This is a genomic window from Streptomyces sp. NPDC051963 (assembly GCF_044593495.1).
Classification (GTDB): Bacteria; Actinomycetota; Actinomycetes; order Streptomycetales; family Streptomycetaceae; genus Streptomyces.
Genome location: NZ_JBIUCC010000005.1, coordinates 510,335 through 535,707, shown reverse-complemented (window position 1 = coordinate 535,707; position 25,373 = coordinate 510,335). Strand labels below are relative to the sequence as shown.

General features: G+C 68.7%; 25 protein-coding genes. 11 read left to right on the top strand and 14 right to left on the bottom strand.

Annotated elements, in window-relative coordinates; translation table 11 throughout:
* Nucleotides 1-97: 97 nt before the first annotated feature.
* Both ACIHFB_RS23180 and ACIHFB_RS23175 read right to left on the bottom strand, forming a co-directional pair.
* Complete coding sequence (locus ACIHFB_RS23180) at nt 98-1,264, bottom strand: magnesium and cobalt transport protein CorA (RefSeq protein ID WP_365272584.1); 1,167 nt, start codon at nt 1,262-1,264, stop codon at nt 98-100.
* Between the two features lie 71 nt (nt 1,265-1,335).
* On the bottom strand, nt 1,336-2,313 hold the full coding sequence (locus tag ACIHFB_RS23175) for an endonuclease/exonuclease/phosphatase family protein (RefSeq protein WP_365272581.1): 978 nt from the start codon (nt 2,311-2,313) through the stop codon (nt 1,336-1,338).
* A gap of 147 nt (nt 2,314-2,460) precedes the next feature.
* On the opposite strand from ACIHFB_RS23175, the gene ACIHFB_RS23170 reads away from it, so the two are divergent.
* Entirely contained in the window at nt 2,461-2,880 is a 420-nt protein-coding gene (locus ACIHFB_RS23170; RefSeq protein ID WP_365272578.1) for a DUF3151 domain-containing protein, read from the top strand.
* A 148-nt stretch (nt 2,881-3,028) separates the two neighbouring features.
* Here the strand turns inward: ACIHFB_RS23170 and ACIHFB_RS23165 are convergent, their stop codons facing one another.
* The 8 genes from ACIHFB_RS23165 to ACIHFB_RS23130 all read right to left on the bottom strand — a co-directional run bounded on the left by ACIHFB_RS23165 (nt 3,029) and on the right by ACIHFB_RS23130 (nt 10,974).
* Nucleotides 3,029-4,495, bottom strand: a complete 1,467-nt coding sequence (locus ACIHFB_RS23165; protein ID WP_365272575.1) for an MFS transporter — start codon at nt 4,493-4,495, stop codon at nt 3,029-3,031.
* Nucleotides 4,496-4,559: 64 nt separating this feature from the next.
* Nucleotides 4,560-5,591, bottom strand: coding sequence for a class II fructose-bisphosphate aldolase (gene fbaA / locus ACIHFB_RS23160; protein WP_365272572.1), 1,032 nt, complete (start codon nt 5,589-5,591; stop codon nt 4,560-4,562).
* Between the two features lie 116 nt (nt 5,592-5,707).
* Nucleotides 5,708-6,259, bottom strand: coding sequence for an orotate phosphoribosyltransferase (gene pyrE, locus ACIHFB_RS23155; RefSeq protein WP_365272569.1), 552 nt, complete (start codon nt 6,257-6,259; stop codon nt 5,708-5,710).
* Nucleotides 6,260-6,269: 10 nt separating this feature from the next.
* On the bottom strand, nt 6,270-7,067 hold the full coding sequence (locus ACIHFB_RS23150) for an aldose 1-epimerase (protein ID WP_400127770.1): 798 nt from the start codon (nt 7,065-7,067) through the stop codon (nt 6,270-6,272).
* 119 nt (nt 7,068-7,186) lie between these two features.
* On the bottom strand, nt 7,187-7,954 hold the full coding sequence (locus ACIHFB_RS23145) for an SRPBCC domain-containing protein (protein ID WP_365272564.1): 768 nt from the start codon (nt 7,952-7,954) through the stop codon (nt 7,187-7,189).
* A gap of 107 nt (nt 7,955-8,061) precedes the next feature.
* Nucleotides 8,062-9,699: a polyamine aminopropyltransferase gene (locus ACIHFB_RS23140; RefSeq protein ID WP_365272561.1), complete on the bottom strand. Its 1,638-nt coding sequence runs from the start codon at nt 9,697-9,699 to the stop codon at nt 8,062-8,064.
* An 86-nt stretch (nt 9,700-9,785) separates the two neighbouring features.
* Nucleotides 9,786-10,325 carry a DUF2617 family protein gene (locus ACIHFB_RS23135; RefSeq protein ID WP_365272558.1) on the bottom strand — a complete coding sequence of 180 codons (540 nt, stop codon included), beginning with the start codon at nt 10,323-10,325 and terminating at the stop codon, nt 9,786-9,788.
* 385 nt (nt 10,326-10,710) lie between these two features.
* Nucleotides 10,711-10,974 carry a hypothetical protein gene (locus ACIHFB_RS23130; protein WP_365272555.1) on the bottom strand — a complete coding sequence of 88 codons (264 nt, stop codon included), beginning with the start codon at nt 10,972-10,974 and terminating at the stop codon, nt 10,711-10,713.
* Between the two features lie 129 nt (nt 10,975-11,103).
* Here ACIHFB_RS23130 and ACIHFB_RS23125 point away from each other — a divergent pair, with 129 nt between their 5' ends.
* Nucleotides 11,104-12,294 (top strand): pyridoxal phosphate-dependent aminotransferase, encoded by a 1,191-nt coding sequence (locus ACIHFB_RS23125; protein ID WP_400127769.1) that lies wholly within the window; start codon nt 11,104-11,106, stop codon nt 12,292-12,294.
* Between the two features lie 165 nt (nt 12,295-12,459).
* Here the strand turns inward: ACIHFB_RS23125 and ACIHFB_RS23120 are convergent, their stop codons facing one another.
* Both ACIHFB_RS23120 and clpB read right to left on the bottom strand, forming a co-directional pair.
* Nucleotides 12,460-12,987, bottom strand: a complete 528-nt coding sequence (locus tag ACIHFB_RS23120) for a YbjN domain-containing protein (RefSeq protein ID WP_210585131.1) — start codon at nt 12,985-12,987, stop codon at nt 12,460-12,462.
* A 147-nt stretch (nt 12,988-13,134) separates the two neighbouring features.
* Nucleotides 13,135-15,732 (bottom strand): ATP-dependent chaperone ClpB, encoded by a 2,598-nt coding sequence (gene clpB / locus ACIHFB_RS23115; RefSeq protein WP_365272549.1) that lies wholly within the window; start codon nt 15,730-15,732, stop codon nt 13,135-13,137.
* Between the two features lie 117 nt (nt 15,733-15,849).
* Here clpB and ACIHFB_RS23110 point away from each other — a divergent pair, with 117 nt between their 5' ends.
* Entirely contained in the window at nt 15,850-16,266 is a 417-nt protein-coding gene (locus tag ACIHFB_RS23110; protein ID WP_365272546.1) for a TIGR03618 family F420-dependent PPOX class oxidoreductase, read from the top strand.
* 148 nt (nt 16,267-16,414) lie between these two features.
* On the opposite strand, the gene ACIHFB_RS23105 is transcribed toward ACIHFB_RS23110, so the two are convergent.
* Nucleotides 16,415-16,753 (bottom strand): hypothetical protein, encoded by a 339-nt coding sequence (locus ACIHFB_RS23105; RefSeq protein WP_210585133.1) that lies wholly within the window; start codon nt 16,751-16,753, stop codon nt 16,415-16,417.
* Nucleotides 16,754-17,029: 276 nt separating this feature from the next.
* On the opposite strand from ACIHFB_RS23105, the gene ACIHFB_RS23100 reads away from it, so the two are divergent.
* Entirely contained in the window at nt 17,030-18,043 is a 1,014-nt protein-coding gene (locus ACIHFB_RS23100) for a helix-turn-helix transcriptional regulator (RefSeq protein WP_365272542.1), read from the top strand.
* 23 nt (nt 18,044-18,066) lie between these two features.
* Nucleotides 18,067-19,050, top strand: a complete 984-nt coding sequence (locus ACIHFB_RS23095; RefSeq protein ID WP_400127768.1) for a helix-turn-helix transcriptional regulator — start codon at nt 18,067-18,069, stop codon at nt 19,048-19,050.
* On the opposite strand, the gene ACIHFB_RS23090 is transcribed toward ACIHFB_RS23095, so the two are convergent.
* Complete coding sequence (locus ACIHFB_RS23090) at nt 19,013-20,035, bottom strand: helix-turn-helix transcriptional regulator (RefSeq protein ID WP_365272539.1); 1,023 nt, start codon at nt 20,033-20,035, stop codon at nt 19,013-19,015. The two genes, ACIHFB_RS23095 and ACIHFB_RS23090, sit on opposite strands and share 38 nt — an antisense overlap.
* 552 nt (nt 20,036-20,587) lie before the next feature.
* On the opposite strand from ACIHFB_RS23090, the gene ACIHFB_RS23085 reads away from it, so the two are divergent.
* The 6 genes from ACIHFB_RS23085 to ACIHFB_RS23060 all read left to right on the top strand — a co-directional run bounded on the left by ACIHFB_RS23085 (nt 20,588) and on the right by ACIHFB_RS23060 (nt 25,227).
* Complete coding sequence (locus tag ACIHFB_RS23085) at nt 20,588-21,604, top strand: matrixin family metalloprotease (protein ID WP_400127767.1); 1,017 nt, start codon at nt 20,588-20,590, stop codon at nt 21,602-21,604.
* 12 nt (nt 21,605-21,616) lie between these two features.
* Complete coding sequence (locus ACIHFB_RS23080; protein WP_400127766.1) at nt 21,617-22,006, top strand: DUF6281 family protein; 390 nt, start codon at nt 21,617-21,619, stop codon at nt 22,004-22,006.
* A 218-nt stretch (nt 22,007-22,224) separates the two neighbouring features.
* Entirely contained in the window at nt 22,225-22,584 is a 360-nt protein-coding gene (locus ACIHFB_RS23075; RefSeq protein WP_400127765.1) for a hypothetical protein, read from the top strand.
* A gap of 62 nt (nt 22,585-22,646) precedes the next feature.
* Nucleotides 22,647-23,912: a hypothetical protein gene (locus ACIHFB_RS23070; protein WP_400127764.1), complete on the top strand. Its 1,266-nt coding sequence runs from the start codon at nt 22,647-22,649 to the stop codon at nt 23,910-23,912.
* A gap of 95 nt (nt 23,913-24,007) precedes the next feature.
* Nucleotides 24,008-24,481, top strand: a complete 474-nt coding sequence (locus ACIHFB_RS23065) for a hypothetical protein (RefSeq protein WP_400127763.1) — start codon at nt 24,008-24,010, stop codon at nt 24,479-24,481.
* Nucleotides 24,478-25,227, top strand: coding sequence for an ABC transporter ATP-binding protein (locus tag ACIHFB_RS23060; RefSeq protein ID WP_400127762.1), 750 nt, complete (start codon nt 24,478-24,480; stop codon nt 25,225-25,227). Before ACIHFB_RS23065 ends, ACIHFB_RS23060 begins: the two co-directional genes overlap by 4 nt.
* Nucleotides 25,228-25,373: the final 146 nt, after the last annotated feature.

Sequence of the window (25,373 nt, the reverse complement as noted above, 5' to 3'; positions counted from 1 at the left end):
CGGACAGTGTGCCAGGAGGCGGTGAGATCGGTGTAAGGGCCGCGTCTGTGACGGAAGACCAGGTGGACGGGGGTGACGGAGGTGACGGGTCGACGGTTCAGAGCCAGTCGCGGCCCTTGAAGACCAGGTAGAGGCCGACGCAGACCACGGCCATCAGAACGATGGCGAAGGGGTAGCCCAGGACCCAGCCCAGCTCGGGCATGTGGTCGAAGTTCATGCCGTAGACGGTGCCGATCAGGGTCGGGGCGAAGAGGATGGCCGCCCAGGACGAGATCTTCTTGATCTCGTTGTTCTGCGCGTGGCTCGCCTCGGCCAGCAGCTTCATCTCCTCGTTCTGGGCCTGGGAGACCAGCGTGGCGTTGACGGTGAGGATGTTCTCCAGCATCTGCCGGAAGCCGTCCACCCGCTCGGCGGCGGTGGTGGCGTGGTCGGCCACGTCACGCAGGTAACGGCGCAGCTCCTCGTCGGTGCCGTACTTCTCGAAGCCGGCCTCCAGGTCCCGCATGATCGTCAGCAGGGGGCGGGCGGCGCGCTGGAAGTCGATCACTTCGCGGGACAGTTCGTAGATACGGCGGGAGACCCTGGGGTCGCCGCTGAAGACCTCGGTCTCGATCTCGTCGATGTCGTTCTGGAGCCCGGCGATCACCGGGGCGTAGCCGTCGACGACGGCGTCCAGCACCGCGTAGAGCACGGCCTCGGGGCCGAGGGCCAGCAGCTCGGGGTCCGCTTCGAGACGGCGGCGTACGACGCCGAGGTCCGGGGCCTGGGAGTGGCGCACGGTGAGGACGAAGTCGGGGCCGATGAACAGGTGGATCTCCCCGAAGTCGACCTCCTCGGCCTCGTCGATGTAGCGGGCCGCGCGCAGGACGACGAACAGGGTGTCGCCGTAGCGCTCCAGCTTGGGCCGCTGATGGGCGACGATGGCGTCCTCGACGGCCAGCTCGTGCAGGCCGAACTGCTCGGCGGCGGCCAGTAGCTGCGCCTCGGCCGGTCGGTACAGCCCGATCCAGGCCATGGTGCCGGGCTCGCCGGGCAGCTGCCGGTAGATCTCCGCCAGTGAGGTGGTGGCCTCGACCCGGTGACCGTTCCGGTAGAGGGCGGCGTCGACCAGACTGCGCTCCACGGACAGGGCGGGCGCTTCCGTGGACTCGTCGGTCCAGGGGTCCATCGTGTGCTCGGGCGCCTGTTCCTTGCCGTTGCCGCCCGGTGAGCGGGTGAACGGCCGCTTGCCCGCTCGTACCGCGCGTCCACGCCAGTCGGACATGGCTGCAACCTCCGGAGGATTTGCCTGGTCCCCGGGGATCAGGCTAGTCCCGGGCCGGGCAACACGCGCCACTACGGTTTCGTGGAGCGGGCGGCTCGGCCGAGGGCCAGCGAGGCCTGCACGGGCAGATGGTCGCTGGGGAACCGGCCGTCCCTGGAGAAGGTGTTGATCGCCGCCGAGTGCGTTTTCACGCCGGTGGTGGCGAGTATCCAGTCGATGCGCGGGCCGCCGGGCTCCAGCGCCCGGAAGTTGTTCAGGGTGGCGTACTGCGGGCCCGGCTCGGCCGCGGTGTCCCAGGTGTCCACCAGCCCGGCGGCCAGCAAGGTGTCGTAGACGGGATTGTCGTGGGCCGCGGCGTTGAAGTCGCCGACCACCAGGACCGGTAAGGAGCGCTCGAACCGGGTGAGCGTCCGGGCGATCAGCTCCGCGGAGCGTTCGCGCGCGTACTGGCTCACATGGTCCAGATGGGTGTTGAGGACGTAGAACTCCCGGCCGCCGTCGCTCAGATCGCTGAACCGTACCCATGTCGCCATGCGCGGGAAGCGTGCGCCCCAGGTATTGGAGGCGATCACATAGGGCGTGTCGGAGAGCCAGAAGTGGTCGGACTCGATCGGCGTCAGCCGTCCGGTGTCGTAGAAGATCGCCATGAACTCGTCCTTGCGGCCGCCCCCGCTCCCCGTGCCGATCCAGTCGTAGCGCGGGCCGATGTCCTGCTCGATCGTCCGCAGCTGCTGGTAGAGGCCCTCCTGGGTGCCGATGACATGCGGCCGTTCCCGGCGCAGCAGCTCCCGCATCGCCGGGCGGCGCACGGGCCAGCGGTGGCTGCCGGTGGTGCTCGCGAAGCGCACGTTGTACGTCATGACGTTCAGCTCGGGCGGAGGCCCGGCGACCGGGCCGGGCCGGTTGGCCCCGGCCGTGGCGGGCCGGACGGACTCCGGCGTGGTGGGCTGCCGGGTGGATCCCGCCATGGTCAGCAGCGGTGCGGCCATGGCGACCGCCGCCACGGTCCGCAGGCTTTGGCGACGCGTCACTCGTCCCTCGTTCAGCACACGATCCCCTCCCCTTGGGAGTCAGGATGAAGGCTGCGCACTGCGTTGCGGAAGAGGCGACGGAACTGCCGCGAAGGCCCGCCCCTACGGCCCCGGAGGGCCGTACGTGCTTCCCGAACGCCCGGCCGCAAGTGGGAGACTGCATTCATGACGACTCACAAGAACCTGCTCGGCGGCCCGGAGCCCACATACCTTCCGGAGAACGAAGAGGCGTACCGCCTGCTGGGCGAGGACTCCATGGCGCCGGCCGAGGTCGCGGCGAAGCACCCCACGTTCTCGCTCGCCTGGGCGATGCTCGCGGACGACGCCTTCGAGGCGGGTCGTGTGATCGAGTCGTACGCCTACGCCCGTACCGGGTACCACCGCGGACTCGACTCCCTGCGCCGGGCCGGCTGGAAGGGCCACGGCCCCATCCCCTGGGACCACCGCGCCAACCGCGGCTTCCTGCGCTGCCTCGCCGCCCTCGCCCGCGCCGCCGGCGAGATCAACGAGAAGGACGAGACGGAGCGGTGCTGGCAGTTCCTCCAGGACAGCAGCGCCGAGGCGTACACCGCCTTGAAGCGGTAGCGCTCCGCTGGGTGCCGCGATAGGTCGTAGGTCGGCTGCGGGTCCGTGGGGGCTGGTCGCGCCCACGCGGCGGAGCCGCATATCGATACAGCCCCGCGCCCCTGCGGGGCGCTGCTGAACCGCAGCCGATCAGCCGCTGAACGTGGCCCTATTCGATACGGCCCTTCGCCCGCTCCCCCTCCAGCGGCGGGGCGGTGATCGAGCCGAAGGTGCGGCATTCCGGGCGGCGGCAGTCCGGTGGCAGCCGTCGTACGGTCGCGAAGGAGACGGCGGAGCCCACCACCATCACGCCGGCGCACAGGAGCATCGCCCGGCCGAAGGCGTCGTCGAAGGCGTCCGGGGAGCGGTACGCGTCCTCCCCCATCCCGGCCAGCAGCGGCAGTGCCGCCACCGCGATCAGGCCGGCCGCCCGTGCCGCCGCGTTGTTGATGCCGCTGGCCAGGCCCGCCCGCGAGGTGTCCACGGAGCCGAGGACGGTGGCCGTCAGGGGCGCGACCAGGGTGACCAGGCCGACGCCGAAGACGAGCACGGCGGGCAGGATGTCGGCGACGTACGACGCGTCCGGGCCGACGCGCAGCATCAGCAGCAGGCCGGCGGCGCACACCAGGGGGCCGACGGTGAGCGGGATGCGGGGCCCGATGCGTTCGCCGAGTTCGCCGGAGCGGGCGGAGAACAGCAGCATCAGGACGGTGGACGGCAGCAGGGCCGTACCGGCGGCGAGCGCCGAGTAGCCGACGACCACCTGGAGTTGGATCACGGCCAGGAAGAAGAAACCGCCGAGAGCCGCGTACACGCACATGGTGACCAGGTTGACCGCGGTGAACTGACGGGACGCGAAGATCCCGAGCGGCATCATCGGGTCCTGCCGCCGCTTCTCGACGTATACGAAGGCGACCCCGGCGGCGATCCCGGCGATCGCGGTGACGGTGACGACCAGGGACCCTCCGCGGGCCTCGATCAGCGCGTACGTCACCAGCGCGAGGGACAGCGCCCCGAGGGCCGCGCCGAGGACGTCGAAGTGGCCGTGCTTGCGGCCGTCCCCGGACTCGGGGACATGACGCAGGGCGATGGGGACGCACAGCAGCGCCAGCGGGACGTTGAGCAGGAAGACCCAGCGCCAGCCGGGACCGTCGACGAGCCAGCCGCCGAGGAACGGACCGACGGCCGCGCCGATTCCGCCGAAGCCGGACCACAGGCCCACCGCCCGGCCCCGGTCCTCGGGATGGAAGGAGGCCTGGATCAGGGCGAGCGAGCCGGGGGTGAGGAGCGCGCCGCCGATGCCCTGGAGGGCCCGCGCGGCGATGAGCACACCGGCGTTCGGGGCGAGCCCGCACAGCAGTGAGGCCACGGCGAACCAGATGACGCCGATGACGAAGATCTTGCGGCGGCCGTACTGATCTCCCAGGGAACCGCCGAGGAGGATCAGACCGGCGAGCGTGAGCATGTACGCGTTGACGGTCCACTGGAGGGCGGACAGGTTCGCGTCGAGGTCCTCGCCGATCCGGGGGAGGGCGACATTGACGACGGTGGAGTCCAGCAGGGCCATGCTGGAGCCGAGGACGGTGGTGAGCAGGATCCACTTGCCCTGTGGGGAGGCGATCCGGACGTCAGGCATGACCTCAGGTATACAGCGAGCCCGGCGCCGTGGCACCGGGCTCGCTGCAAACGTGCGGTTGCGGCTACTTGATCTTCGTGCCGGTGGAGCGGAGGTTGCCGCAGGCCTCGAGAACGCGCTTGGACATGCTCGCCTCGGCCAGCTTGCCCCAGGTGCGCGGGTCGTAGGTCTTCTTGGAGCCGACCTCGCCGTCGACCTTGAGGACGCCGTCGTAGTTCTTGAACATGTGGTCGGCGACGGGACGCGTGAAGGCGTACTGCGTGTCCGTGTCGATGTTCATCTTGACGACGCCGTTCTCCAGCGCGGTCGCGATCTCCTCCGCGGTGGAGCCGGAGCCGCCGTGGAAGACGAAGTCGAAGGGCTGGGAGCCGGCCGGCTGCCCGTACTTCGCGGCCACACCGTCGTTGAGCTCCTTCAGCAGCTCGGGACGGAGCACGACGTTGCCCGGCTTGTACACACCGTGGACGTTGCCGAAGGAGGCGGCGAGGAGGTAGCGGCCCTTGTCACCGAGGCCGAGCGCCTCCGCCGTCCGCAGGGCGTCGTCGACGGTGGTGTAGAGGGAGTCGTTGATCTCGTGCGAGACGCCGTCCTCCTCACCGCCGGTCGGGGTGATCTCCACCTCCAGGATGATCTTCGCGGCGCGGGCGCGCGCGAGGAGCTCCTGGGCGATGGACAGGTTGTCGTTCAGGGTCTCGGCGGAGCCGTCCCACATGTGGGACTGGAACAGCGGGTTCTCACCGCGCGCGACCCGCTCCTCCGAGACGGCCAGCAGCGGACGTACGTACCCGTCGAGCTTGTCCTTCGGGCAGTGGTCCGTGTGCAGGGCGACGGTGATGTCGTACTTCTTGGCGACGATGTGCGCGAACTCGGCCAGGGCCACCGCACCGGTCACCATGTCCTTGCTGTGCTGGCCGCCCAGGAACTCGGCGCCACCCGTCGAGATCTGGATGATGCCGTCGCTCTCCGCCTCCGCGAAACCGCGCAGGGCCGCGTGCAGGGTCTGGGACGAGGTCACGTTGATGGCCGGGTAGGCGAACTTGCCTGCCTTCGCCCGGTCGAGCATCTCGTTGTAGACCTCGGGGGTTGCGATGGGCATCTGTCCGCTCCTTGATTGTGCGGGTTGCGTTCTGCTTGCTTACGGCCCTGACCTAGGGGGCGACGTCATCGTCGCGCCCATCTTTCCAGACAGCACCGGCTGATCGGGACGCCCCGTCAGTCCAGTCCCAGCTCGTCCTTCGAGTAAGCGAAGAGGTACGGCACCCCCGCGCCCTCCTGGATCTTCTCGGCGGCGCCGGTCGCCCGGTCGACGATGGTGGCGACGGCGACGACCTCGGCACCGGCCTCCCGCACGGCCTCGACGGCGGTCAGCGGGGAGCCGCCGGTGGTGGAGGTGTCCTCGACGACGAGGACACGGCGGCCGGCGATCTCCGGACCCTCGACCCGACGCTGCAGGCCGTGCGCCTTGGCGGCCTTGCGGACGACGAAGGCGTCCAGCTTCCGCCCCTTCGCGGCGGCGGCGTGCAGCATGGCGGCGGCCACCGGGTCGGCGCCCATGGTGAGGCCGCCGACCGCGTCGAAGTCCAGCTCGGAGGTGAGGTCCAGCAGCACCTGCCCGACCAGCGGGGCGGCCTCACCGTCGAGGGTGACCCGGCGCAGGTCGACGTAGTAGTCGGCCTCCAGGCCCGAGGAGAGGGTCACCTTGCCGTGCACCACGGCCTTGTCCTTGATCTGCTGCAGCAGCGCGCCGCGTACGTCCGTCGTCATGCCTGTCAGCTTAGACAGCCGACAGTCGCCGCCAGGCCCAGGTGGTCGTGGCCTCCAGCGGCTCCAGCGGGGTGACCAGGCGGGGCAGGCTGTTGAGCCCGTCCGGCGGCCCGGTCTGCGGCTCCACGCACACGGCCGCCTCCTGCTCGTCGTACACGACGACCCACTCCTCACGGCTGCTGACGGTCAGCTGAAGCTGTCCCGGCCAGGTGAGGGTGACATCGACACCGCCGGGCATACCGAAGCAGTCGTCCCAGGGGCCGGGCGCGGGGTCGATCCGCTTCCCGGTGGGCAGGTGGTCCTCGCCGCGCTCCTCCTGCCAGGCGGGGGCGAAGTCGAGGAGAACGTCCTCCGCTCCCAGGTTCCGGTTGAACCACGGGTGCCAGCCGATCTGCGCCGGGAAGGAGGAGTCGTACGTCTCCACCGCCATGGTCAGCGTGAGGGCGTCCTCGGTGAGGCTCACCACCTGGGTGACACGGCCGGGGTAGGGCCATGGGTCCACGAGGTCGTACGTGATGACGGCCTCGTCGGTGGTGGCCCGGGCGATGCGCCAGGCGCCGTCGCGGACGGTGCCGTGGATGGCGTGCGGCGGGGAGTTGAGCGGCATCTGCTGGACGACGGCCCCGTCCCGGAACCGTCCGTCCCGGACCCGCCCGCACCAGGGCACCATCGGGAAGCAGCCGAACCGGTCGCCCTGCCGCAGCAGTTGGGCCCCGCCGACCCGCAGGCCGCTCACCCGGCCACCGTTCCCCGGCGCGACGGTCACCTCCGCGTCGCCCGCGGTCAGAGTGATGTCTTCGTTACTCACGGGATGACCCTACTGGGCGGATCAAGAGGGCGGCTCCGCTACGCCGGTCAGCGGCAACGCCCCAGGGGCGCGGGGAACTGCGCGACCAGCCACGACGAGCCCGCACCCGAACGACTGCCTCAGCGACGCTTGCGCAGCACCCGGCCGACGACGATCGCCGACGCCAATACCAACGCCGCAGCCGGCGCAGCCCAGCGCAGCGTCGAGTGAGAGGCGACCGTCTGGGGCGCGGGCACAGGGGCATAGCGGCCCCGCGGCGGGGCGTGGTCGACCTCCTCCGCGCTGCGGCCGATCATCGTGCGCCGGGCATGGGCGGCTTCGGCGGGGGGTTCGGCGACGGGCGGCTCCACGGCGTCGAGGGGCGGCGGAGGCACCTCCGTGTCGAACACGGAAGGCGGCTGAGGCGCTTCCGTTTCGGCGACGGCATCCTCGGACTCCGCGCCACGCGGCTCCTCAGGCTCCTCCACCGCCTCGACGCCCAGGTTCTCCGCGAAACGGTTCAGCAGACGGGTCACGGCAGAGGCGACCGTTTCCGCCGGGAGTTCCGTGACCCGTCCGTCGGCGGTGGCGGCCCCGTCGAACGTGAGCGTCGTGCCGCCGTCCGTGTCCCGGAGGCGGACGGTGAGGGCGAGCTTGACCGAACCGGTGCCGCGGGCCTCGGTCGCGTCGCCCTCGACGGCGTACGAACCGTCGTCCTGGCCGGAGAGCCGGGCGGAACCGCGGTAGGTGATGGTGTGGCCGCCGATGCGGACCTTCAGTCTGCCGGTGACGGGCTCGGCGCCCGCGTCCTGCTGGAGCCCGGGGACCGCCCGGGCGACCCGTGCGGGGTCGGCCAGCGCCTCCCTGAGCCGCTCGGCCGGAACCGGAACGAACACCTCATGCTCCATGTCGGCCGAGGGTACCCGCAGGAACGGTTCGTATGCTCGCCGTTGCCCGCAACTCGCTCGGCGTTTGTGCGGGCGTCGACCGGGGCCGATGATCGATCCGGCGTCGCTCAGTACCGCGGATGCACCAGCGTCGAAGCCTCCAGCCCCCGCACCCGCATCCCCTCCAGCGCCCTCGCCCCCGTCTCCAACTCCCCCTGGGACAGCGTCCGGAGTGTCGGCGACGCGGCAAGGCTCAGCGGCGGTCTCCTCCCGGTCGTCGCCAGGACGAAACCCCAGTCGTGCGGGGTCCGGGCCGTGCCGCCGGTCGAGCGGTCGGGGCCCGCGAGGTAGCCCGCGTCGCGGCCGGCCACGCAGTAGGGGGACGTACGCAAGGAGGCGGCGCGCATCGTCGTGTCGACCGTCCAGAACGTCTGCGGGCGCGAGGACACCGGGCCGGCGTGCACGACGAGCCGGCCGTCCCGCGCCAGCACCCGCCCGGCCAGGCCGTAGAACTCCTGTGAGTACAGCTTGGTGCTGGCCGTGATCCCGGGGTCCGGCAGATCGGAGATCACCACGTCGTACGCCGATCTGGGCGCCGACCGCAGCCAGGCGAAGGCGTCCGCCGTGGTCACATGGACGCGGGGGTCGTCGAAGGCGTGGCCGTTCAGCGCGGAGAGCGCGGGGTCGGTGCGGGCCAGGCGGACCACCCCGGCGTCGAGTTCGACGACGTCGACGCGGTGGACGTCCCGGTGGCGCAGGACCTCGCGGGCGGCCAGCCCGTCCCCGCCGCCGAGAATCACCACGCGCGCGTGCGGGCCGTTCATCGCGGGGTGGACCAGCGCCTCGTGGTAGCGGCGCTCGTCGTGGCCGCCGACCCGGAGCCGGCCGTCGAGATAGAGGTCGAGGGGCCGGCCCTCGGTGCCGCCGGTGAGGACGACCTCCTGGACGTCGGTCTGCACGGCCACACGGACGTCCCTGCCGTACACCGCGTGCCGGGCCGCCCGCTCGAAGTCGTCGACATGGACGGCGGCGGCCGCGAGGGCGCCGAGCACGGTGAGGTTGGCCAGCACCAGCAACCACCGGGCGCGCACGGTGAGATCGCTGCGGAACAGACCCAGCACCAGCGCGCCGCCCACCACCGCGTTGACCGCGCCCGTGATCAGCGCACCCGTCAACTGGCCCAGCAGGGGGAGCAGTACGAACGGGAAGGCCAATCCGCCGACCAACGCGCCCACGTAGTCGGCCGCGAACAGATCGGCCACCGCGCCGCCCGGGTCCTGGCGCCGGATGCGCTGGATCAGCTCCATCAGCAGCGGCACTTCGGCGCCGATCAACAGGCCGATGGCGAGGGAGAAGGCGACGAGCAGGAGGCGGGGGCCGTGCACCCACAGCCCGCCCCAGTCGCCGGTCCAGGCGAAGACGGCGTACAGGGCCATCGCGCTGCACCCGCCGACCAGTGCGAGCGTCGCCTCGATCGCGCCGAAGCCGGCCGCGGCGAGACTGCGCAGCCGTTTCGCCGCGAGGGAGCCGATGCCCATCGCGAACACCATCACGGACAGCACGACGGAGGCCTGGGTGACCGAGTCGCCGATCAAGTACGAGGCGAGGGCGACGAGTTCGAGTTCGTACACGAGTCCGCAGGCAGCGCAGACGAACACCCCCGCCAGGACCAGGAACCGGCCCACGCCGGGCCGGACGGGCAGCCGCGCGAGGCTGCCCCAGGGCGGCGGTGTGCCGGGTGGGGCGGGCGCGTGCGGTTCGATCACCTTGCGACGGTACGTCACACCGCGGGCACGCTTCGTCACCCACACGTGTGGAGTCGGTTTACAGTCGCCGGATACCGGTTTGGGGCTCAAGATCCCCCGACAGGGCCCAGTCGGCCCACCGGCACCCGCACCCCCACCCGGGTCCGCGTCGCCACCAACTGCCCGTCCTGCGGGTACGCGTGCCAGGTCCGCCAGTGCACCTGCCCCTCGTACCGCTGGGCCAGCAGCGCGGTGAAGGCGTGCGGGCTGCCGGGGAAGACTCCGGCGAGACCATGGGGGTGGTCGGAGACCAGGGCCAGCAACTCCTGGGCGCGGCCTGCGAAAGAGCCCGGGGAGAGCACCTCGACACGGGCCGCGAACTCGTACTCCCAGTCGCCCACCCGCTTGGCGACGCCGAGCGGCAGCGGTGTGCTGCTGCCCGGAATGCACGCCACCGTCTCCGAGCACACGCCGCGTTCCTCCTCCAGGAGCACCTGGTGGGACGCGCCGAGCAGTCTCAACTGGAGCTTGCCCCCGGCAAGTTCGAGATCGAGGGTGGCCAGTGCGGGAAGCGGCTCCCGCCCCAGCGCCCAGGCGAGGTCGGCCGCGCGCGTGTCGGTGTACGAGGTTGTCAGGGTCGTGAGCATGGGTCGGCTCCGCTAGCACGCAAAGGAAGAGGAGGGGTGGGTCCGGCGCATCCCCGGCCCACGCCGGGAGATCGGCCCGGTCAGCCCGGTCGGGAACAGGTGTCCGCGGGATGTCCGAGGGGCCGCTTTGGTGATTTAGAGGGAATCATGAACTGAGACGCCGCCACAGCGTTTTTACCCAACTTCGTGGGGTTTCCATCCCTCAGTGGGCTCTACAGCTCAACTGTTCAACTACGGCGTACGCCTGAGCGCGTACAGCGCGCGCCGGAGTGCACGAGCGCCCGCCGGGATCTGGTCCCGGCGGGCGCGGATCGGGGCCCGGCACAGAGTGCGGGCCCCGTGGTGCGGATGCGCTTCCCCCTGCTCGGAGCTCAGCTGCCCCGTGTCAGCTGCCTCCTCCACCGCATCCGCCGCCTCCGCCGCCGCCCCCGCACGACGACCCGCCGCCACAGGACGACCCGCCGCCGCACGACGAGCCGCCGCCGCTGTCTCCTCCGCCGGCCCACCAGCTGCTGCCGCTGCCTCCGCTGCCGCCGCTCCTGCTGTACCGCCCCGCGCGCCGGCGTGACCGGCCGCCCCTGCGCACATTGGCGACCAGGGCTGCGAAGAACAGAATGATGAAGACCGTCAGGATGATGCCGAAGGTCATGGCGCCACCCTCCTTCCGTTTCCCCCGAAGCGGCCCCCCGTGGGCGCCTCGCTGGTTGCGTGACCTGGGAATGCCCGGCCGCCCCGACTGTCAAAGCAGAGTTGAGGAAGTCCAGAGCTTGGGCGCAGGATGGCGGGCATGACCTCCAGCGCACGCCCGCTCCTCAACCGCCGGCTCGCCGAGTTCGGGACGACGATCTTCGCCGAGATGTCCGCCCTGGCCCTGCGGACCGGCTCGATCAACCTCGGCCAGGGCTTCCCCGACACCGACGGGCCCGACGAGATCCGGGAGGCGGCGGTGCGCGCCCTGCGCGACGGCCGCGGCAACCAGTACCCGCCGGGTCCCGGCGTCCCCGAGCTGCGCGGCGCCGTGGCGGCGCATCAGCAGCGGCGGTACGGACTGTCGTACGACCCGGACCGTGAAGTCCTGGTGACCGCGGGTGCCACCGAGGCGATCGCCGCGTCGCTGCTGGCCCTGCTGGAACCCGGTGACGAGGTGATCGCCTTCGAGCCGTACTACGACTCGTACGCGGCCTGCATCGCGATGGCGGGCGGCACGCGCGTGCCGGTCACTCTGCGGCCGCACGACGGCAGCTTCCGCCTGGACCTGGACGAGCTGCGCGACGCGGTGACCGACCGCACCCGGCTCCTCCTCATCAACACCCCGCACAACCCGACCGGCACCGTCCTCACCCGCGAGGAGCTGACCGCGATCGCCGAGCTGGCGGTCGAGCGGGATCTGCTCGTCGTCACGGACGAGGTCTACGAGCACCTGGTCTTCGACGACGCCGAGCACCTGCCGCTGGCCACGTTCCCGGGGATGCGCGAGCGGACCGTCACCATCGGCTCGGCCGGGAAGTCCTTCTCCTTCACCGGCTGGAAGGTCGGCTGGGTCACGTCGACGCCGGAGCTGGTCACGGCGGTGCGGTCGGCGAAGCAGTTCCTGACGTACGTGGCGTCCGGCCCGTTCCAGTACGCGGTGGCCGAGGCCCTGGCCCTCCCCGACACCTACTTCTCCGCCTTCCGCGCGGACATGCTGGCCAAGCGGGACCTTCTCGCCGCGGGCCTGGCGGAGACCGGGTTCAAGGTCTTCAAGCCCGCCGGCACGTACTTCATCACCACCGACATCCGCCCCCTCGGCGAGAACGACGGCTTCGCCTTCTGCCGCGCCCTGCCGGAGCGCGCCGGGGTGGTCGCCATCCCGAACGCCGTCTTCTACGACCACCGGGAGGCAGGCGCACCCTTCGTGCGGTTCGCGTTCTGCAAGCAGACGGGGGTGCTGGAGGAGGCGGTGAAGCGGCTCAAGGCCCTCACGGGCTGAGGCCGGGTCGGGCGGATACGGCGGTCAGGTTGGGCCGATACGGAGGTCAGGCCGGGCGAGTGCCGGGATCGGCAGAGTTTTCCACAGGCTGTGGACGACGAGAGCCCGGCCCGGCGTGTGGCCGCACTGGCCCACGCCCTGGCCGGGCTCCGCTGTGGCCGGGACTTACTCGTCGTCCTCCGGCGTCTCCGCGTCGTTGACTTCCTGCTCAAGGCCGAGCTGCTCCACGAGCCACTTGTCGAACTCGATCGCGGCCCGCACCCAGCTGACCGTGGACGAGACGAAGTGCTCCAGGCTCACGCCCGTGCCGATCAGCATCTGGGCCTCGCCGATCAGGCGGACGGTGCCGTCGTCGTGGGTGTGGCTGTAGACCTTGGGCCACAGGGTCCGCCGGTTCCAGTCGTCGATGGACTCCAGCAGCAGCGGCTTCTCGTCGATCTTGTGGGGCCGGTCGTAGAACGTCCGTACCGAGAAGACCTGCTGGTCACCCTCGCCGCGGAACATGAAGTACGTACGGAACTGCTCCCACGGCGCGACGAGGTCACCCTCCTCGTCCACGAGGTGCTTGAGCTCCATCTGGTCGAGGAGCTGCTTCACGAGGTCCTGATCCGGGACGACGGGGCCCGCCGGTCCTTGGGGCTGCGGCTCGGGCTGGCCCCCGAAGTTCGGAATCGAGGACGGGTCGATGGTCACCGTGAATTTCCCTTCGTACGGATTCCGCCATCCTCCCCCATGCGGGGCGGGGGGTGGCAACCCCCGCCCCGGACGGTTCACCTCTCATTGGCGTAATTCAGCTCAGAGCGTGTTTACCGAGCCGGTCACCGGGTTTTTCGGAGCCGGTCACAGGGTTTTCCCCGTGGCCGGCCCGACGATCAGACCGTTCCCGAAGGCGTCCACCCGGACCGTGTCGCCATCCTTGACCTCGCCCGCCAGGATCTCCTTGGCGAGCCGGTCGCCGATCGCGGTCTGGACCAGTCGGCGCAGCGGCCGGGCACCGTACGCCGGATCGTTGCCCTCGTCCGCCAGCCAGGCGAGCGCCTCGGGTGTCACTTCCAGTGTGAGCCGTCGCTCGGCGAGCCGCTTGGCGAGGCGGGCGATCTGGAGCCCGGCGATGCGCTCCAGCTCCTCCTTGTTCAGCGCGGAGAAGACGACCAGGTCATCGAGCCGGTTGAGGAACTCGGGCTTGAAGGAGGCTCTGACCACCTCCAGCACCTGCTGCTTCTTCTCCTCCTCGCTCGTCAGCGGCTCCACCAGGAACTGGCTGCCGAGGTTCGAGGTGAGGATCAGGATGGTGTTGCGGAAGTCGACGGTCCGGCCCTGACCGTCCGTCAGCCGGCCGTCGTCCAGCACCTGGAGCAGGATGTCGAAGACCTCGGGGTGCGCCTTCTCGACCTCGTCGAGCAGCACGACGCTGTACGGCCTGCGCCGCACCGCCTCCGTGAGCTGTCCGCCCTCCTCGTAGCCGACGTAGCCGGGCGGGGCGCCGACCAGGCGGGCGACGGTGTGCTTCTCGCCGTACTCCGACATGTCGATCCGGACCATGGCCCGCTCGTCGTCGAAGAGGAAGTCGGCGAGCGCCTTGGCGAGTTCGGTCTTGCCGACACCGGTCGGGCCCAGGAAGAGGAACGAGCCGGTCGGGCGGTCGGGGTCGGCGATACCGGCCCGGGTGCGCCGTACGGCGTCCGACACCGCCTGCACGGCCTCGGTCTGGCCGATCAGTCGACGCCCCAACTCCTCCTCCATGCGCAGGAGTTTCTGTGTCTCGCCCTCCAGGAGACGGCCCGCGGGGATGCCGGTCCAGGAGCCGACGACGTCGGCGATGTCGTCCGGGCCGACCTCCTCCTTGACCATGGTGTCCCGGCCGACCTCCTCCTCGGCCTCGGAGGCGGCCTCCAAGTCCCGTTCCACGCCCGGGATCTCGCCGTAGAGCAGCTTGGACGCGGAGTCGAAGTCACCGTCGCGCTGGGCCCGCTCCGCCTGTCCGCGCAGTTCGTCGAGCTTCTCCTTCAGCTCACCCACCCGGTTGAGGGACTGCTTCTCCTTCTCCCAGCGGGCGGTCAGGCCGCGCAGCTCCTCCTCCTTGTCGGCGAGATCGCGGCGCAGCTTGTCCAGGCGCTCGCGGGAGGCCGGGTCGGTCTCCTTGCCGATCGCCAGCTCCTCCATCTTCAACCGGTCGACCACACGCTGGAGTTCGTCGATCTCGACGGGCGAGGAGTCGATCTCCATCCGCAACCGTGAGGCCGCCTCGTCGACGAGGTCGATGGCCTTGTCGGGCAGGAAGCGGGAGGTGATGTACCGGTCGGACAGGGTGGCCGCCGCGACCAGCGCGCTGTCGGCGATGACGACCTTGTGGTGGGCCTCGTAGCGCCCCTTCAGCCCGCGCAGGATCGCGATGGTGTCCTCGACGGACGGCTCGGCGACCAGCACCTGCTGGAAGCGCCGCTCCAGCGCCGGGTCCTTCTCGATCCGCTCCCGGTACTCGTCGAGGGTGGTGGCGCCGACCATGCGCAGCTCACCGCGGGCGAGCATGGGCTTGAGCATGTTGCCGGCGTCCATGGCGGAGTCGCCGCCGGCACCGGCCCCCACCACGGTGTGCAGCTCGTCGATGAAGGTGATGATCTGCCCGTCGGAGTCCTTGATCTCCGCGAGGACGGTCTTCAGCCGCTCCTCGAACTCACCGCGGTACTTGGCGCCGGCGACCATGGCGCCGAGATCCAGCGCGACGAGCCGCTTGTTCTTGAGCGACTCGGGCACATCGCCCTTCACGATCCGCTGGGCCAGCCCCTCGACGACGGCGGTCTTGCCGACGCCGGGTTCGCCGATGAGAACCGGGTTGTTCTTGGTACGGCGGCTGAGCACCTGCACCACGCGCCGGATCTCCTGATCCCGCCCGATGACCGGGTCGAGCTTGCCCTCGCGCGCGGCGGCGGTGAAATCGGTGCCGAACTTCTCGAGCGCCTTGTACTGGCCCTCGGGGTCGGGTGTGGTCACCCGGCGTCCTCCCCTGCTCTTCTGGAACGCCTCCAGCAGCTTCTTCGCACTGGCGCCCTGCTGGGAGAGTACGTCGCCGGCCTGACCCCCCTTCGCGGCGATCCCGATCAGGAGATGCTCGGTGGACAGGAACTCGTCCCCGAGGTCCTTGGCCTTGGCCTGCGCGTCGGCGATCACCGCGAGCAGCTCACGGCTGGGCTGCGGCGGTGCGACGGTGGACCCGGTCACGCTGGGCAGCCCGGAGATGATCTTCTCCGCGCCGGTGCGTACGGCGGCCTGGTCCGCGTCGACCGCGGCGAGCAGGTCGGTGATGTTCTCGTTCTCCTGCCCCGCGAGCAGCGCGAGGAGCAGGTGAGCGGGGGTGAGATCGGGGTGTCCCTCTTGCACGGCCCGATTACTGGCCGCGTTGATCGCGTCCCGGCTCCGGTTGGTCAGCTCGGCGTCCACGTATCCGTTCTCCTCCTAGGCGTCAGCCGTACACACTGACTTGAGCAACGTACACAAAGTTGAGTCTATTCCACTCAAGTAAGCGGCCGGGAGGGTACGGCGGCTAAGTTCCCCCTCATGGCGACGACATACTCCGTGGACCCGGACGATCCCGACCCGTCGTACCTCAGCTTCTGGCGGGAACGGCACCTGTGCACCCTCACCACCCTCCGCCCGGACGGCACCCCGCACGTCGTCCCCGTCGGCGTTACATACGATCCCGGGGCCCGACTGGCTCGCGTCATCACGGACAAGGCGAGCGCGAAGGCCCGCAACGTGCTGGTGGCCGGGGCGGACGGGGCACGGGTGGCGGTGTGCCAGCTGGCCGGGCGGCGCTGGGCGACGCTGGAGGGGCGGGCCCGTGTAAGGGCCGAGCCGGAGGCGGTCGCGGAGGCGGAGCGGCGCTATACCGAGCGTTACGAGCGGGCGCCACGGCCCAATCCGTCACGTGTGGTGATCGAGATCGAGGTGACGCGTGCGATGGGGCGGGGCTGATGTTTTCCGGCCATGGACGACCATGGATACGGAGCGCCGATATGCGGAAATATCCCGTAAAACTGCAGCGGCGTCACCGTGTTCAGGTCACGGTGACGCCGCTGCGGGGGGAAGCACCTGAGCGATCTGTTACGACGGGGGAATCGCGTCAGGCACTGCGGGGGGTGGCTGGGACGGCCTGTGGGGCGGCCGGGGCCTCGGGCTCGTCCAGCTGGTGGTCACGCTGGTCGAGGTTCACAAAGATCATTCCGTACCGGATGGCACACCTCACCGGCTGCGGCGCGCCTCGCGGACGCCGCAGACACCGGTACGCCCGCAGGTCCTCGTCGTCGTCCCTGGTGACGACGACCGGCTCACCGAACACGGTCACCATCAGCGAGTCACCGCTGTGGGGGATGGCGGTGGCCAGGTCGATGAAGTGCCAGCCGGAGCGGTAGGCGGTGGCCATTTCGCGGCGGAAGGAGCGGTCGTCCGGTGGGGTGGTCATGTCAGCTCCCGGCTCCGTCCGCGTCGCCGGCGATGGTACTGACAGCCACAGTCGGCCAGCTGCTGTTCGCCCGAAGATCATCCTTCACATCGGAGAAGCCACTCAGTGCACCGAGGGCCACAACGGCGGAGAAGGCGGCGACAAGCACCGAGCGAAGCATTTTGTTACGCATAGTCGGCTTCGTCCTCACTTGAAGGTCCCCTTTTCCCCCGTCAGGTAAGACGATGGCTCATTCAGGCACGTCATGGCCACACAATCGATGCATCATGTTCCTGCATGTTCAGGACCCTGGGGGGTGGAGATTTGGTAACGAGCCGGACTAAGGGGACACATCCCCATTCGGTGACCGAGTGGTGCGAGGCGGGCAGCCGTCTATATGCCGCCGCTCTGCGGACAGGACGCATCGCCCGCACCGATGTGGAGTTCGCCCCCTGCCTAGTGGAGTTCGCCCTGCTCCACCCTGATCCTGACGACCCGAACTGGTTGCGCCCGGTACCCCCGGTGATCGCCCTGTCTCGACAGCTGAATCCCCTGGAACACGAGATAGCCGAGCGCAGGCGACTGGCAATCGAGCTGTCAACCATTTTTCAGCCCTTCATGGCCTTGAGTACCCAGGTAGTCGCGAACAGTGACTCGATCACGGTGCTGGAGGGCGGCGAGCGAATAAACGCCGCGCTCAACATGGCCGCGGCCCAGTGCCAGGCCGAGATGCTCACCGTCCAGCCGAGCGACCGCATGTCCGAGCGCAGCCTCGAGCGTGGACTGGAGCGCGACAAGCCGCTGATCGAACGCGGGGTGCGGATCCGCACCCTCTACCAGCACACGGCTCGGTACAACCCCGAGCAACTGGCCTACGCGGCCCGGCTCTCCGACGGAAAGGCGGAATACCGCACGATAGACGAGCTGGTGGAGCGTCTGATCATCTGTGACGAGACGGTCGCCTTCATCCCCGCCCGCGATGATCAGCAGGTTGCCCTGGAACTGCGCCACCCCGGCCTCATCCGGTATCTGATCAAGCTCTTCGAATACCTGTGGGACCGGTCCGTCCCATTGAGTGCCGGCACCCCCTATGAGGCGCAGGACGGCATCACAGACATCCAGCACTCGATCGCCAAACTCCTCGTCGAAGGCCACGTCGACGAGGCCATAGCCCGCCGCCTGGGCATGAACGTCCGCACCTGCCGGGCCCACATAGCCAAGCTGGCCACCGCCCTCGGCAGCGGTAGCCGCGCTCAACTCGGTTACCTCATAGCCCAGTCCGGAATGCTGGACAAAGCCACTGAGCAGTGACCGTCGACCGAAGAGACCCCCACGTGACGAGAGACGCGCACACCCACGGTGCGGAGGAGATCTGCGAGCAGTCCCTGAGCCTGTACACCCGTGCGCTGCAAGAGGGCGACATACCGGCAGCGGATGCAGCAGACCTGCCCTGTGCCGTCAACGCCGGGCTGCTGCATCCGGACCTGGAGGACTCACACCGACTGCGTCCCGTCCCGCCGGCCATCACCTTGCACCGGCTCCTGCGTACCTCTGCGGAGCGCATCGCGGACGAGCGACGACGCGAGTCCCAGCTGGCCGAAGCGTTGGGACCGCTCATGCAGATCGACAACGGCAGTACGGCGGCGGACACCCCGACGGTCACAGCCCTCGGCGGCACGGAACAGATCAACCGAGCCATCAGCCAGGCCATGGCCGACGCAGCCCGCGAAGTCCTCTGCGTCCAGCCCAACACCCACTACTCCGACCGACGCGGCGAGACAGCCCAGGCCGTGGCATTCGCCCGCGACCAGGCCCTGCTCGACCGCGGCGGCCGCATCCGCACCCTCTACCAGCACACCCTCCGCCACGTGCCCCTCGTCCTGGCTCGCTACGAACAGCTCCGGGGCGATGCCGAGGCGCGATCCCTCGACGAGCTCACCGACCGCCTGATCATGGTTGACCGCACCGTCGCCTTCATCCCCGCCAACCCCGACGGCACCGCCGCCCTGGAGATCCGCCACCCCGCGATCGTCTCCTACCTGGCCACCACCTTCGACCGCCTCTGGCGCCTCGCCACCCCCATGTACCCCGAAGCAGTCCAACGCCCCACCCTCAACGGCATCACCCCCCGCCAACAAGCCATCGCAAGCCTCCTCATCGAAGGCCACACCGACGCCGTCATCGCCAACCGCCTCGGCATGAACATCCGCACCGCCCGCGTACACATCGCCAAACTCGCCGCCACCCTCGGCAGCGAAAGCCGCGCCCAACTGGGCTATCTCATCGGACAGTCGGGGATTCTTGACCCGGAAGGGTGAGGGAGTGGGGCGGGCCGTTGAGGCCAACCTGGGCGATGCGGACGCCCAACTGCGTACGGCTGGCCGCGCCCAGGGTTTCCGACAGACGCGCGATGTGGGCACGGCACGTACGGACGCTTATCCCCAGCCGCTCCGCGATCACCGCGTCCTGGTGGCCCTCCGCCAGCAGGGCCGCGATGGACTGCTCCCGGTGTGAGATGCCCTCGATGCCGGTGTCCGGAAGCGGTGCCGTCAAGGGGATCGCCAGGCGCCAGAGGCGTTCGAAGACCGTCACCAGATAGCCGACGAGCGCCGGATGGCGCAGTTCCAGGGCGAGGGTGCGGTCCGTGTTCGCCGGGATGAAGGCCACCGTGCGGTCGAAGAGGATCAGCCGGTCGATGACCTCGTCGAGGGTCCTCGCCTCGACCGCGTCGCCCATCAACTCCAGGTAGTTCCGCAGGCCCTGGCCGTGGCGCGCCACGTGTGTGTACAGGTCCCGCATGTGCACGCCCCGGCCGCGCAGGGCGAGCGCGCGGTGGAGGCCCTCCGTCAGCTCGTGCTCGGGGCGGATGCCGCCCGGCTGCACGGTCAGCACCTCCGTCGTACACGCCTCGGTCGCCTCGTCCATGGCGGCCTGGATACGGGAGAGGCCGTCGAGGACACGGAGCGAGGTGCCCTCGACGGACGCCGACGACAGTCGCGGACCGAGCCCGGCGAACCGTTCGACGGCCGCGACGACCGACCCGACCCGCCGCTGGCTCGCGCTGACTTCGTCATACACCCCGCGCAGCAGCCGGGTCATGACCTCCTGCGGGGAGGTGGGGACCAGCCAGTCCATGTCGTCGGGGTCGGGGTGCAGCAGGGCCAGCTCAAGCAGGCACGGCACCGGCTCCGCGTCCTGACGTCGCACGCGGCCCCGCCGTACGGCCCGGGAATACACGCGATCCCCGGCCCCGCACAGTCGGTCAGCACCGTGTGGATGCTCGTCCGTCGCGTGCCCGGCCATCGCCCATCCCACCCCCGGTTCTCGGTCTTCCGCAGCGCAACTATGCGCGGAGGGCCTCGCTACCGCAACACAGCCCAGGTCCAATGCCGCTACCCGTCCACACAGTTTCCAGCCCGATGCCGCACCCCAAATGCACTATGTGTACGTTTTTATCCCCCCTCAGCATCAGGCATGTGCACATCATGAGGCTTATCTCGACGCGCCCATGCCACGCATGGTTGATCAAGTGGGAGCGGACAAAGGCTTCATAAGCTGCCGCGCGCCCTGCAGCAAAACACCAGAAGGGGTAACTCCGGCAACCACCAAGGATGTTGGCGGCCATACATGGACTCACCGGACCTGAGCCGGTGACCGGCGGGAAGCCCGCGCCAGCCTTCTGTCGACACGGATAGATGAGCTGCGCAAGTCCAGAACTCACTGACCAGGGGAGGGCCGCCCATGATCGGGCGAATAGGAACGGGCAGAAAGAGACGCAGTACAGGCCAGCGGTTCGCAGGAGCTGCGTTCGCACTCATCGCCTGTCTGTCAACGCTGTCCGCAACTTCGCAGGCGGTGGCGCTGGACAACAGCTGCGTGCTGGACGAAGGCGTACTGACCGTCAGTGACCTGCCGGACGGATCGTCCGCAATCAAGTGCAGCGCCGTCGGACGTGTAGTCACGCACGAAGGACTCTCCGTCACCATTCCGGAGCCCGGGGTCGGCGTACTGGGTGAGGCCCTGACGGACGACGGGGGAACCGTCGAGTTCGGTGTCGATGTCGCCAAGGACGGCACCCTCTCCTACAACCTCGGCCACGAAGTCGGCGAGAGCGGCGAGAGCGTGGCAGACGGCTGGGATATCCCAGACCCCATCATTGCTGACCCCGAGGGCGATGCCTCCGAAGCAGAAGCGGACACCGGCGCCGAGGCAGTCGACCCGGCGGACGACACCAGCCCGCTGATGGAAGAGGTCGAAGCCCTCAGCTCATCCGCCCCCTGCAGCGACGGAGCCTATACGAAGAAGGACCTCAAGGAATACGGCACCTACAACTGGTACATCGGCGACGGCGGTATGCCCGCGGGGCTGTCCCGGACCGATGCCAAGTGGGCCATCTACGACGCTATCGACAACATCACCGACAGCTACAACAACTGCGGCTACTCCGATCAGGTCGGCGCGAAGACCAACTTCCTCTCCGAGACGAGCCGAGAGGCCAGCATCAACAGCAGCTCCGGCTGCGGTGACAACGATGGGATCAGCGTCTGGGACGCGGGCGATCTCAAGGATTCTCACGTCGCCTACACCTGCTCGTGGCACTGGGTCTACCCCGGGGCAGCAAACGACCTTCGCGAGGCCGATGTCCGTTTCAACACCCACGACAAGGACTTCACCAACGTCGTGAGGAGCAACTGCTCGAACAAATTCGACCTCCGCTCCGTCGCTACTCATGAGGCCGGTCACGTCTTCGGCTTGGGCCATGTCGGCTCAGGTCACGAGAACCTGACCATGTACACCAACTCGTTCAAGTGTCAGACCACCGCCCGAACCCTGGGCAAGGGAGACGTGCTCGGCCTTCGGAGCCTCTACTAGGAAGGTGCAGCCGTGACCGGTCGTGCAATTCCCGTACGGATCCTGATGGCAGTAGCCGCAGTCGCAGCGGTGACCGGATGCGGTTCCTCCGGCTCGGACGACGGCGACGAGTCGGCGTCCTGCGACTATCGCGTGGTGTACGAGGGCCACACCTACGGCGACGTGGCCAACGTCCGATTCGAGGTCGGCGAGAAACTCGGCACCGTCACTCTCCCGGCCTGCGACGACACGAACGAAGGTCCCAAGGAAAGCCCCACTACATCAACTGCCTACGCAGTACGGGGCCTCGATCCCGACATTGCTCTCGCGGTGGGTGAAACGCCCAGCGAGGCCATCTTCGTTGCCGTCAATCCCGACAACGACCTACCCACCGAGGTCAAGAAACTCATCGACGGAGACTAGCCCGCCCGACAGGCGCATCTCGCCCAACTAGCCCGTACGTAGGGATGGTCAATCGGCCAATCCCTGGGCCGAGTGCGCCCTCCGTCCCCACGCTACCGACCCCCGCACCAACACCCAATACCCGGATAGAGGTTGAGCCAGTGCGTGCTATATGCCGCCCGCGTACCAGACGCGGAGCCATCGTCGCCACTCTGACTGCGGTCATCACCGGTCTGTCCGTGACCACGGCATCCGCAGAGGACTCCCTGTGGGACAGCTATCTCTTCGAGGCCCCCGTGGGCTTCAAGTCCCGCACCTGGAGCGATGAGAAATACTCCGAGGTGATCTTCCGGAACTGCTCCGGGCCCAGTGACCCGTACAACGTCAAGGTCCAGATGCACCGTTACCGGGAGCTATGGCCGAACGACGACTACGACACGAAGACCTTCACCAAGTGCTTCGACGGCTACATGGCCCAGAGCCACGGCGAGTGGACCGGCTTGCCCGATGGCCGTTTCTACTTCGACATCGCCGGCATCGGCGGCTCGTCGGAGGTGAGCGTTGAAGTCGTCTTCGTCGACAACACCGCAGCGGACTGACAAGCTGCGGGGCACCCGACCAGCAGGAACGGGTGCCCCGCAGCCCCACTGAGAGAGCACGCGTGAGACTTGCAACCCTGATCCGGACCTCACCTGCCGTATGGGCCGCGCCCATCGCCATCGGGCTGCCGCTGCTTTACTACCTCGGCGGGCCCGGTCAGCCCCCGGCAGACAACTACGGGTATGCGCCGACCATCACTTCGTACCCCTTGATGTACACCTACCCGTTCGCCTACGCCGTCGCTTCCGCGCTTGGCGTGTGGGTGTCGGGAACGCTGCGTCAGGCACGCGTGTGGGAGATGAACTACACGCGCTCCCGCTACCGGATCGCCGCCCACTCTCTCCTGCCGGTCGTCGGCCTGGCCTGGCTCACTCTCATCATTCCCCCCGCTCTGGCACTGATGCGGGCGGGAGTGTGGCCGACATGGGACAGCGTTTCGCCCCTCGCGGTCGGGATGGTCGTGAGCGTGGAACACGCTGTGATCGGATTCGCCGTCGGCCTTCACGTCCCGCGTATCGTCGCCGCCCCAGTGATCGCCATCGGAACATGGGTCGCTGTGGCGTTCACCATCACCGTGGACGAACCTTGGGTGAGGCATGTGTCCGGTCAGCACTACGAGCCACTTGAGTTCGGCGAAGCCCCCGTCTTCGCGGGCCTGTGGCCACACGTCGCTTTCACCGGCAGCGTAGCGCTGGCCGTCGCCTTGCTATGGGTCCCCACCCGTCGTCTGGCCGTCGTCTACCTCACTGCAGTTGCTGTGGCTTTGGGTGGGACAGTCGGCACGTACGAGGCTGTAAAGGACTACAGCTACAACCCGCCTCTCAAGAACTACGCCGCCGCCATGACGTGCAAGGCAAGCGGGACGGTAAGTGTCTGCATGCCGTCAGTGACCTCACGTGATCTGACCGCCGCCACTGTGGCGGTCAGCGGCGTGCTACAGGACTTCCGCCGCGCCGGCCTTCCTCGCAGACCCGAGCAAGTCATCGACACACTTCCGGAGGGACGCTTCTCCTCCCCTTCAACGGCCTCAACATGGCGGGTCCCCCTGTCACTCGCGGCCGAACACAACGATCTCCGCTTCGCTGTCGCTCTCGCCGCTACCGGCATGGACTGCTCCAAGCCCGATCCGTTCCTGCGTCGTGTCATCATCGCCTGGACCGCGCATCTCACCGGTACCGATGCCTCCTGGCAGAAATTGCGCGCCAGCATCGACCGGCAGGGAGAACCAGGTGATGTGGATGGTGAATTGAAAAAGGTGCTGTCCAAGAAGCCTGCCGTGCAGGCTGCGTGGTTCACCCAAGCTGTAGAAACTGCGTGTGCTCGATGAGGTGGTGGATCAGGACTCGCCGTGTCCACACGCTTGTTGTAGCCGGAGCCACTACTTCGACGCTGCTCGGGGCTCTGGTCGGGGACCAGCAGATCGTGCTTCCGTCGCTGTTCTCCGGCGCGCAAGCCGCCGTTCTCGTCGTATTCCTGCCTATTCCCGTAGTCGCGTGCTTCGCCCTGTCCCTGGAATCACGTTTGGCCGCGTTCGAAGCCTCTGCGGTGCGTGCCGTTCCCCTCCGTGACGCCGCACTCGTTGTGATGACCCTCCTGGCCTGCCTGTGCGCCGCGCTGGCCGTCCAGTCCGACACCGCGATGTGTGTGACACGCAACGCCGCCTTCCTCACCGGGCTGATGTTGCTGACGCGTCCTCTCGCTCGCCAGGCCGCGGTAATGGTCCCGGTGATATGGATCGCCCTCGTCGTCTTTCTCAGCAGACGCCCCTGGCCGGACCCCGATCCGTGGACGGTGCTTCCGGAGCCTGCTTCCGCCCCTAATGCCATACTCGCCGCCGCAGTTGCGCTGGCTGCTGGTCTTGTCCTCCACCTGTGCGCCCGCCCGGAGCAGTCTTGATCATCGACCATGTGACATACGCCTACCGCCGCTGGACCAGGCCGGTCCTGGCCGACCTCTCCTACGAATTGCCGGACGGTCTGACCGTCCTTCTCGGCCCCAATGGGTCTGGCAAGTCCACTCTCCTGAAACTTGCCTCCGGTGTCCTGCGGCCCAACCGAGGTACCGTCACCCTCGGTGGCCTGGCCTCCACCAGGCGCTCATACCGCGAGGACGTCAGCTGGCTTCCCCAGCATGTCCAGCCCATTCCCCAGCTCACTGCTCATGAATACGTCGCCTACGTGGGGTGGCTCAAAGGCATGAGCACCGCCCTTGCCCAGGACCGTGCGTCCACCGCGCTCGATCGAGTCGACCTCACCGGACAGGCCAAGATCAAGACCAACCAGCTGTCCGGCGGACAACTACGCCGTCTGGGTCTCGCGGCAGCGCTCGTCCACGACTCCCACCTCTTGCTATTGGACGAACCCACCGCCGGCCTCGACCCTCAACAACGTCGTACTTTCCGCGACGTACTTGCCTCACTCTCCAACGACGTGAACATCCTGATGTCGACCCACGACGTCGCGGATCTGGCCGAGGAAGCCGATCACGTCAGCGTCCTCATCGGCGGCGAAATCACGTTTACGGGAACCACCCGGGACTTTCTCGCTCACGCCCCGGCAGAAACGCCAGAGGGCCGTCGTGCGGAGGCGGCCTACACCGCCCTCGTTTCAGACCTCGGTCTACGCGCCCTCGGTGTTCAGTAACCTTCTCCGACGGTCAACACGCCGTCCGGGGTACACCAGCCCCCGAGGGCACATCCAGGGCACATTAGCCTGGGAAACGGCGTTGACCGGCAAGACTACGGAGAGGAGTTTTCGCAGGTCAACGGACATATCGCCGAGAAACCTCA